This window comes from Streptomyces sp. NPDC002754, assembly GCF_053592315.1.
Genome location: NZ_JBSFVM010000005.1, coordinates 216,050 through 224,996, shown reverse-complemented (window position 1 = coordinate 224,996; position 8,947 = coordinate 216,050). Strand labels below are relative to the sequence as shown.

The 8,947-nt window shown below is 71.1% G+C and carries 9 protein-coding genes; 5 read left to right on the top strand and 4 right to left on the bottom strand.

The genetic code is table 11. The features are described from left to right. Positions 1-202: 202 nt before the first annotated feature. Positions 203-841 carry a hypothetical protein gene (locus tag ACWD2L_RS15050; RefSeq protein WP_351342187.1) on the bottom strand — a complete coding sequence of 213 codons (639 nt, stop codon included), beginning with the start codon at positions 839-841 and terminating at the stop codon, positions 203-205. Between the two features lie 371 nt (positions 842-1,212). On the opposite strand from ACWD2L_RS15050, the gene trpS reads away from it, so the two are divergent. After that, the gene (gene trpS / locus ACWD2L_RS15045; protein WP_351342189.1) at positions 1,213-2,229 is read left to right on the top strand and encodes a tryptophan--tRNA ligase; all 1,017 of its coding nucleotides are present in this window, start codon (positions 1,213-1,215) and stop codon (positions 2,227-2,229) included. A 68-nt stretch (positions 2,230-2,297) separates the two neighbouring features. Continuing rightward, a complete protein-coding gene (locus ACWD2L_RS15040; RefSeq protein WP_351342190.1) occupies positions 2,298-2,882 on the top strand; it encodes a 2'-5' RNA ligase family protein in 585 nt (194 codons plus the stop codon). A 13-nt stretch (positions 2,883-2,895) separates the two neighbouring features. Here the strand turns inward: ACWD2L_RS15040 and ACWD2L_RS15035 are convergent, their stop codons facing one another. Both ACWD2L_RS15035 and ACWD2L_RS15030 read right to left on the bottom strand, forming a co-directional pair. Continuing rightward, positions 2,896-3,651: a decaprenylphospho-beta-D-erythro-pentofuranosid-2-ulose 2-reductase gene (locus ACWD2L_RS15035; RefSeq protein WP_351342191.1), complete on the bottom strand. Its 756-nt coding sequence runs from the start codon at positions 3,649-3,651 to the stop codon at positions 2,896-2,898. A 38-nt stretch (positions 3,652-3,689) separates the two neighbouring features. Continuing rightward, the gene (locus ACWD2L_RS15030; protein WP_351342192.1) at positions 3,690-5,090 is read right to left on the bottom strand and encodes an FAD-binding oxidoreductase; all 1,401 of its coding nucleotides are present in this window, start codon (positions 5,088-5,090) and stop codon (positions 3,690-3,692) included. Positions 5,091-5,191: 101 nt separating this feature from the next. Between ACWD2L_RS15030 and ACWD2L_RS15025 the strand changes: the two genes are divergently transcribed. Further along, complete coding sequence (locus ACWD2L_RS15025) at positions 5,192-6,100, top strand: YihY/virulence factor BrkB family protein (protein WP_351342194.1); 909 nt, start codon at positions 5,192-5,194, stop codon at positions 6,098-6,100. Here ACWD2L_RS15025 and ACWD2L_RS15020 read toward each other — a convergent pair. Further along, positions 6,087-7,328: a D-alanyl-D-alanine carboxypeptidase family protein gene (locus ACWD2L_RS15020; protein ID WP_351342196.1), complete on the bottom strand. Its 1,242-nt coding sequence runs from the start codon at positions 7,326-7,328 to the stop codon at positions 6,087-6,089. The genes ACWD2L_RS15025 and ACWD2L_RS15020 overlap by 14 nt on opposite strands. 109 nt (positions 7,329-7,437) lie before the next feature. On the opposite strand from ACWD2L_RS15020, the gene ACWD2L_RS15015 reads away from it, so the two are divergent. Both ACWD2L_RS15015 and ACWD2L_RS15010 read left to right on the top strand, forming a co-directional pair. Beyond that, positions 7,438-7,680 carry an SCO4848 family membrane protein gene (locus ACWD2L_RS15015; RefSeq protein WP_351342197.1) on the top strand — a complete coding sequence of 81 codons (243 nt, stop codon included), beginning with the start codon at positions 7,438-7,440 and terminating at the stop codon, positions 7,678-7,680. Between the two features lie 12 nt (positions 7,681-7,692). After that, positions 7,693-8,934, top strand: a complete 1,242-nt coding sequence (locus ACWD2L_RS15010; RefSeq protein WP_351342199.1) for a metallophosphoesterase — start codon at positions 7,693-7,695, stop codon at positions 8,932-8,934. Positions 8,935-8,947 lie beyond the last annotated feature (13 nt).

The following is an 8,947-nucleotide window of genomic DNA, read 5'->3' as shown; positions in this document are numbered from 1 at the left end:
GCCCCGTGTGACGCCGGTGCTGGTGGAGCCTGCGGCCCCGTGTGACGCCGGTGCTGGTGGAGCCTGCGGCCCCGTGTGACGCCGGTGCTGGTGGAGCCTGCGGCCCCGTGTGACGCCGGTGCTGGTGGAGTCCGCGGCCCCGCGTGACGCCGGTGCCGGTGGAGTTCGCCGCCCCGTGTGACGTCGTGACCGAGACCGAGGGCTAAAGGTCGACCAGTTCCTGGCGGGGCTCGCGGGGGACGCGGTTGCGGATGCGCCACACCGTGCCGGCCGCGGTGAGGCCCACGGAGAGGCCGGCCGCGCCCCACCACCACGGGGACCGGGTGGCCGGTTCGCGGGGTGACGCCGGGAACACGCCGGACCGTGTCAGCTGGTCGACCAGGGTGCGGGACGCGTGGTGCCAGCGCAGGTCGTCGTCGTTCACGTCGACCATCGGGTCCGTGCGGATCCACGGCGTACCGTCCTCCGCGACGATCAGCTGGTCCTGGCGCTCGATGACCGTGTCCGTACCGGGCGCCCGGTGGGTCTCGGGCCAGCCCGCCACACCGGTCAGACCCCACACGACCGTGGCCACCACGGGTGAGAAGCGGCCCTCCTGCCAGGCCTCCGGCACCCGCTCGGTCACCGTGTCGAACTCCGTGGTCAAGCGCTCAAGACGGGCGAAGTTCCGGTCCTCGTAGTGCAGGGCCTCCGAGGAGCCCGCCGCGGCGCCGGGCGCGATCACCACCGCCAGATCCGGCACATCCGTCCCGGAGCCCGGAACCGGCGGCCGCGCATGCGCCACCCCGGCCCCCGCCCACAGCAGCAGCACCGCCACCACCAGCCCTCGTACGTACTGCATCGCCACCCCCGCCGACGCGCCCCCACGTGACTCCCGCCACATCGACAAGCTACCGGCGCCCACTGACAACGACCAGGTCGCACCCGGGGCCCTTCTGACGGGTCCTGCTGGAGTCGCGGGGTCTGGCACGCACATCTGCGGCGTTGTCGTCGGTTGCCAACGCTCCGCGTTGACGCCCTCCTCCGCCTTGCAGCTGCACGCTTCCCCAAGCTCTCGGCTTCGCTCGAGCAGGGGAGACCCCATTACCCCGCTCGCCTGCACCGAACATGCACGGCCTCCCGTATCCAGCCTGACCCGTCAGAAGGGCCCCGCCCGGTAAAGGACCTTCGGCCGCTGCGGAGCTGTGCGTGGCACCTGAGACAATGAGGCACATGGCCTCTGATGTTCGCCCTCGTGTGCTCTCCGGAATCCAGCCCACGGCAGGCTCGTTCCACCTCGGCAACTACCTCGGCGCGGTCCGCCAGTGGGTGGCGTTGCAGGAGTCCCACGACGCCTTCTACATGGTTGTGGACCTGCACGCGATCACCGTTCCGCAGGACCCGAAGGAGCTGCGGGCCAACACCCGGCTCGCCGTCGCGCAGCTGCTCGCCGCGGGGGTCGACCCGGAGCGTTGCACGCTCTTCGTGCAGAGCCACGTGCCCGAGCACGCCCAGTTGGCCTGGATCATGAACTGCATCACCGGCTTCGGCGAGGCGAGCCGGATGACGCAGTTCAAGGACAAGTCGGCGAAGCAGGGTGCGGACCGCGCGAGTGTCGGGTTGTTCACGTATCCGGTGCTGCAGGTCGCCGACATTCTGCTGTACCAGGCCGACCGCGTCCCGGTCGGTGAGGACCAGCGGCAGCACATCGAGCTGACCCGGGACCTCGCGACGCGCTTCAACGGCCGCTTCGGCGACACGTTCACGCTCCCGGCGCCGTACATCCTCAAGGAGACGGCGAAGATCTACGACCTCCAGGACCCGTCGATCAAGATGAGCAAGTCGGCGTCGACGCCGAAGGGCCTCATCAACCTGCTCGACGACCCTAAGGCGACCGCCAAGAAGGTCAAGAGTGCCGTCACCGACACTGAGACCGTCATTCGCTACGACGCGGAGAACAAGCCCGGCGTCAGCAACCTGCTCACCATCTACTCCACCCTCACCGGCGCCGGTATCCCGGAACTGGAGAAGAAGTACGAGGGCAAGATGTACGGTGCGCTGAAGACGGACCTGGCCGAGGTCATGGTGGACTTCGTGACACCTTTCCGGACCCGCACCCAGGAATATCTGGACGACCCGGAGACGCTGGACTCGATCCTGGCCAAGGGCGCGGAGAAGGCACGGGCCGTCGCCGCCGAGACCCTTTCCCAGGCCTACGACAAGGTCGGCTTCCTGCCCGCCAAGCACTGAGCCGAGCACGGAAGCGTTCCGTACGTACGCGATGTCAGCCGCCCGCCACACGACGACAGGAGTATGACGTGGGGACCGTAACGATCGGTGTCTCGATCGCGGTCCCGGAGCCTCACGGCAGCCTGCTCCAGGAGCGGCGCGCGGGCTTCGGCGACGCCGCGGCGCACGGTATCCCCACGCACATCACGCTGCTCCCGCCGACCGAGGTGCCCGGCTCCGACCTCACGGCGATCGAGGCGCATCTGGAGGAGGTGGCCTCCGGCGGGCGCCCGTTCGCGATGCGGCTGTCCGGCACGGGCACGTTCCGGCCGCTGTCACCCGTCGTGTTCGTGCAGGTCGTCGAGGGCGCCGAGGCCTGCACCTGGCTTCAGAAGCAGGTGCGGGACGCATCGGGCCCGGTCTCCCGCGAGCTGCAGTTCCCGTACCACCCGCACGTGACCGTGGCGCACGGCATCGACGAGGAGTTGATGGACCGCGCGTTCGCGGAGCTCGCCGAGTACGAGGCGGCCTGGGCGTGCACCGGGTTCGCGCTCTACGAGCAGGGCGCCGACGGAGTGTGGCGCAAGCTGCGGGAGTTCGCCTTCGGCACGTCGTCGCTGCCCGTGCAGACCCCGGGCCGCACGACACGCGGCCCCCGGCTGCCCGCCAGCTGACCCTGCGTACGGTTCAGACCGGCAGTCGGCGGAACACCGGCCGTGGCACATGCCGCAGCGCCGACATCACCACGCGCAGCGTCCCCGGCACCCACACCGTCTCCGACCTGCGCCGAAGCCCGACCTCGATGGCCAGCGCCACCGCCTCCGGAGTCGTGGCCATGGGCGCCTCCGCACGCCCGGCCGTCATCTTCGACCGTACGAAGCCGGGGCGGACGATCATCACGTGCACACCAGTGCCGTGCATCGCGTCCCCGAGGCCCTGCGTGAACGCGTCGAGGCCCGCCTTGCTGGAGCCGTAGATGAAGTCGGCGCGGCGGGCACGCTCGCCGGCCGCCGACGACAGGACGACGAACGAGCCGTGGCCCTGGGACTGCAGGGCCCGCGCGCAGACGAGGCTCGCGGAGACGGCGCCCGTGTAGTTGGTCTGGGCGACGCGGACCGCCGACATCGGGTCGTCCTCGTCGCGGGCCTGGTCGCCGAGGATGCCGAACGCGAGCAGGACCATGTCGATGTCGCCCTCGGCGAAGAGCTTGCCGAGCGTCTCCTCGTGCGCGGTGGGGTCCAGCGCGTCGAAGGGAACCGTACGGGTGTCGGCGCCCAGGGCGCGCAGCCCTGCGGCCGCTTCGTCGAGCGCGGGGGACGGGCGGCCCGCCAGCCACACGGTGCGGGTGCGCCGGGCGACGAGGCGGCGGGCGGTCGCCAGCGCGATCTCGGAGGTGCCGCCGAGGACGAGCAGGGACTGGGGGGTACCGAAGGCGTCTTTCAACGGGGGGCTCCAGGGAGGCGGTTCGGGCGGGCGGCGGATCACAGCTTCAGGCGCCGTGACAGGTCCGAGCGGAATACCCCCTGCGGGTCCCAGTGCGCCCGCAGCGCGCGGAAGTCGTCGAGGCGCGGGTACATGGCGGTGAGCAGTTCGGGCCGCAGTCGGGAGTCCTTGGCGAGGTGGACGCGCCCGCCCGCGGCGGCCACCTCCTCGTCCAACTCGTCGAGGAACGCGCCCAGTTCGGGCAGGCTCGCCGGGATGTCGAGCGCGAGGGTCCAGCCCGGCACCGGGAACGACAGCCAGCCCGGGTCCCCCTCGCCGAAGCGCTTGAGGGTGGCGAGGAGCGACGGGCAGCGGCGCTCGCATGCGCGGCGCACGATGCGCCGCAGCGCCTCCTCCTCGCCATGCCCGACGACGAACTGGTACTGCACGAAGCCGCCGCGTCCGTAGACGCGGTTCCAGTGCGGGACGCCGTCGAGCGGGTGGAAGAACGCGGAGAGCTTGCGCAGTTCGCCGGTGCGGGACGTGGGCGCGCCGCGGTACCGGAGCTCGTTGAACAGGCCGACGCTCGCGGGGCCGAGCAGCCTCTCGGGGAGGAGGTCGGGAGCGCCGGGGAGGCGGGCGGGGCGGAACTCCAGCGGGTTCCTGCGGGCGCGGGCGGGCAGCGCGTCGAGCGGCGCGTGGTCGGCGTGCGTGAGCACTCCGCGGCCCGTCGCGGCGCCGCGCGCGAGCAGGTCGACCCAGGCGGCGGAGTAGCGGTGGCGGGGCCCGGTGGTGGCGAGCCGGGCCATCAAGTCGTCGAAGTCGGTGGCCCGTTCTGTGTCGACGGACATCAACGACGTCTCCAAGCGCCGCAGTTGGACGGTCGCCGTGAGGATGATCCCGGTCAGGCCCATGCCGCCCGCCGTCGCGTCGAACAGTTCGCTACCGCGCTCCACGACGCGTACCCCGCCGTCGGCGGTGAGGAGTTCGAGCATGGGGACGTGGCGGGCGAAGGACCCGGAGGTGGCGTGGTTCCTGCCGTGGACGTCGGCGCCGATCGCCCCGCCGACCGTGACATAGCGGGTGCCGGGCGTGACCGGAACGAACCAGCCGAGGGGGAGCAGTACCTGCATCAGGCGGTGCAGCGAGACGCCCGCGTCGCACAGCACGGTGCCGCCCGAGGCGTCGATGGCGTGGATTTGGTCGAGCCCCGTCATGTCGAGGACGGCGCCGCCCGCGTTCTGCGCCGCGTCCCCGTACGAGCGGCCGAGGCCTCGTGCGATGCCCCCGCGGCGTCCGGTGGCGGCGCAGTCCCGGACCGCGAGGACCGTGTCCTCGTAGGAGCGGGGGCGGATCACGCGGGCCGAGGTGGGAGCGGTGCGGCCCCAGCCGCTGACCGGTACGGAGTGCGGGACGGAGGGGAGAGTGGGTACAGGGTCGGTAGCGGGGTCGGCAACCATGACGGTGACCGTATCGCCCGAAGGTGCGAAGTTTGTCGTAAACCTAGCGAGCCCTCACCGGAACGGGTGATCGAAGTGGACATGGCGGGCAGGCTGAGATCATGGATTGGCTGAAGAAACTCCCTGTCGTCGGGCCGCTGTTCGCCCGGTTGATGCGGACCCATGTCTGGCACGCCTACGAGCGGCTCGACGCGGTCCGCTGGTCACAGCTTGCCGCGGCGATGACGTTCATCAGCTTCCTCGCGCTGTTTCCGCTGCTCACCGTGGTCGCGGCGGTGGCCGCCGGCACCATGGGCCCCGACCAGCAGAAAAAGCTGGAGCAGACGCTCAGCGATCAGGTCCCGGGTATCTCCGAGCAGTTGGACATCGGGGCGCTGGTCGACAACGCGGGCACGATCGGGATCATCGCCGGAGCGCTCCTGCTGTTCACGGGCGTCGGCTGGGTCGGCTCGATGCGGCAGTGCCTGCGGGACGTGTGGGAGCTGCCCGACCCCGACGAGAACCCGATCATGGGCAAGCTCAAGGACGCCGGGATCCTCGTCGGGCTCGGCCTCGCGGGCCTCGTGTCGGTCGGGGCGTCCACCCTCGCGGCCACGGCCGTCGACTGGACGGCCGACCAGATCGGTATCGACAGGGCGGGCTGGGGCGGCATCCTGCTCCAGGCCGCCGCCTTCGCGATCGCGGTCCTCGCCGACTTCCTGATCCTGCTCTACGTCCTGGCCCTGCTGCCCGGAGTGCAGCCCGGGCGCCGCGATCTGGTCACCGCGGCGCTGATCGGGGCGGCGGGCTTCGAGCTGCTGAAACTGGTGCTCAGCGGCTATATGAAGGACGTCGCGGCGAAGAGCATGTACGGCGCGTTCGGCACTCCCGTGGCCCTGCTCCTGTGGATCAACTTCACCGCGAAACTGCTGCTGTTCTGCGCCGCGTGGACGGCGACGGGCCGGGTGGGCCTGCGCAAGACGGAAGAAGCGGAGGCGGAGGCGGAGGCGGCGGAGGTCAGCCCTTCGTGATCTTCAGCGGCCACTTCTTCCGCACCGCGAACACCGCACCCGCGAGCACGACGAGCACCCCGCCCACGATCGCGAGCGCGATCCCGACGCCGCTGGAGCCGCCGCCGGTGACCGCGGCGTGCGCGGCCGCCTTGCCGGGCCCGGCGTCACCGGAGCCCGGGGACTCCGCGCCCGCGGGCGTCTCACTCCTCGGCCCGACGAGATGGCCGACGGGGGAGACCTTGCCGTCCGCCTGGAACCCCCAGTCGAAGAGCCGCGTGGTCTCCTTGTAGACGGCCTGGCTCTCCTTCGCCTTCGGGTTCATGACGGTGACGAGCAGCACCTTGTCGCCGCGCTCGGCGACGCCCGTGAACGTGGACCCCGCGTTCGTCGTGTTGCCGTTCTTCACCCCCGCGATGCCCTTGTACGCGGGCAGGCCAAAGGAACCGGTGAGCAGCCGGTTGGTGTTCTGGATCCCGAACTGCTTGGTGGTCTTGCCCTTCTTCTGCTTCATGGGGAACTCGGCGGTGGCCGTGGCCGCGTACTCCCGGAAGTCCTTCTTGTGCAGCCCCGACCGGGCGAAGAGCGTCAGGTCGTACGCGGAGGAGTGCTGCCCCGGCATGTCGTAACCGTCGGGGCTGACGACGTGGGTGTCGCCCGCCTGCAGCTCGTCGGCGTGCGCCTGCATGTCCTTGACGGTCTGCGCGACGCCCTGGTTCATGGCGGACAGGACATGCACCGCGTCGTTGCCCGACCGCAGGAAGACGCCCAGCCACAGGTCGTGAACCGAGTACGTGAAGCCCTCCTTGACGCCCACGAGGCTCGAACCGGCGCCCATCCCCGCCAGGTCCGAGGGCACCACCTTGTGCTTCGTCGTCTTCGGGAACTTCGGCAGCACGGTGTCCGCGAACAGCATCTTCAGCGTGGAGGCGGGCGGCAGCTGCCAGTGCGCGTTGTGCGACGCGAGGACCTCACCCGACTCGGCGTCCGCGACGAGCCAGGACTTCGCCGTCAGGTCCTTCGGCAGGACGGGCGCGCCCCCCTGAACGTTGACCTGCGTCCCCGGCTTCCCCAACTGGGCGCCGCCCACCTGGGACATCGACGCGGGCGGCTTGTCGTCGTTCTTGTTCTTGTCCTTTTCCGCGGCGGCCGCGGGCAGCGCGCCTGCGAACGTCAGGGCGGACGCGGCGAACAGCACTGCGGCCTTCTTCAAGTGCGACGTCGGTCGCGCGGCGTGGGAGTCGGGCACGCTGGTGAAGGTACCTGTACCTGCCCTGTAAGTCTCCACCGGTGCGGCCTGTGTTCGCCCTGGCCCACCCCGGCGGCGGTGCGCGAGCCCGCGCGGCGATACTGAGGGTATGAAGCTCAGCCGCCCCGTGTCCTGGTTCCTGCTCGCCTTCGGGGTGTGGAGCTGGATCATCTGGATCACTTTCGTCAAAAACCTCGTCAAGGACGGCAGCGGCCTCGCCTTCGACGACGCCGGGGACCCGACCGCGTACTTCTGGGTGCATCTGACGCTCGCCGTCGTCTCCTTCGTATTGGGGACGGTTGTCGGGGGCATCGGGTTGCGTTCCGTACGCACTCTGCGTCGCACCTCATAGGCGACCGGGCAGATGATCGTCGTCTTCGTACTCGTCGCCGCCGCCGTTCTCGCGGCCTTCGCGGCGCTGCACTACTACGCGTGGCGCCGTCTCGTACGGGAGACGACCACCAAGGGCGGATGGCCCAGACGGACCGGCACCGTCGTGTTCGTCGCCGGGCCGCTGCTGGTGTTCGCGGCGCTCGGGGCGGCGCGGGGCGGGGCGCCGTTCCTGCTGCAACAGGTGCTGGCCTGGCCGGGGTTCCTGTGGCTGGCGTTCGCGCTGTATCTGCTGCTCGCGCTCCTCGTGGGGGAGGTCGTGCGGCCCCTGCTGCGGCGCTTCCTCGAACGGAAGGCGCCGACCGTCCCCAAGGGCGCGGTATCCGTCCGGGTCCCGGTGCCCGAACTGCGGGAGTTGGAGCGGGTTCCGGGAGTGGGGACCGCCCCCGCGCCCACCCGGCGTCTCGTCCTCGCCCGGACCGTCGGCGCCGCCGCGACGGTGGCCGCCGCGGGGGTCGTGGGCGCCGGCGCGTACGGCGTGCTGAACGGGCCGACGGCTCGGAGGGTCACCGTGCCGCTGGCCAAACTGCCGCGCGCGGCCCACGGGTTCAGGATCGCCGTGGTCAGCGACGTGCACCTCGGGCCCGTGCTCGGCCGGGGCTTCGCCGAGCGGGTCGTCGACACCATCAACGCGACGCAGCCGGACCTGATCGCCGTCGTCGGTGACCTCGTCGACGGCAGCGTGGAGGACCTCGCGCCCGCCGTCGCCCCGCTCGCACGGCTGAGCGCGCGGCACGGGACGTACTTCGTCACCGGCAACCACGAGTACTTCTCCGGCGCGGACCCGTGGGTGGAGCACGTGCGCGAGCTCGGCCTGCGACCGCTGGAGAACGCGCGCGTCCACATCGGCGGCTTCGACCTCGCGGGGGTCAACGACATCGCGGGCGACAACTACGGCGAAGGGCCCGACTACGCGAAGGCGCTCGGCGACCGCGACACCTCCCGCGCCTCCGTCCTCCTCGCCCACCAGCCCGTGATGATCCACGAGGCGGTGAAGCACAGCGTCGACCTGCAGCTCTCCGGGCACACCCACGGCGGCCAGCTGTGGCCGGGCAACTTCGTCGCGGCCGCGTCCAATCCGACCCTCGCGGGCCTCGACCGGTACGGCGACACCCAGCTGTACGTCAGCCGGGGCGCGGGCGCGTGGGGGCCGCCGGTGCGGGTGGGCGCGCAGTCCGACATCACCGTGGTGCAGCTGGCTTCCAAGCAGGCCTGAGCCCGGCCGCCGG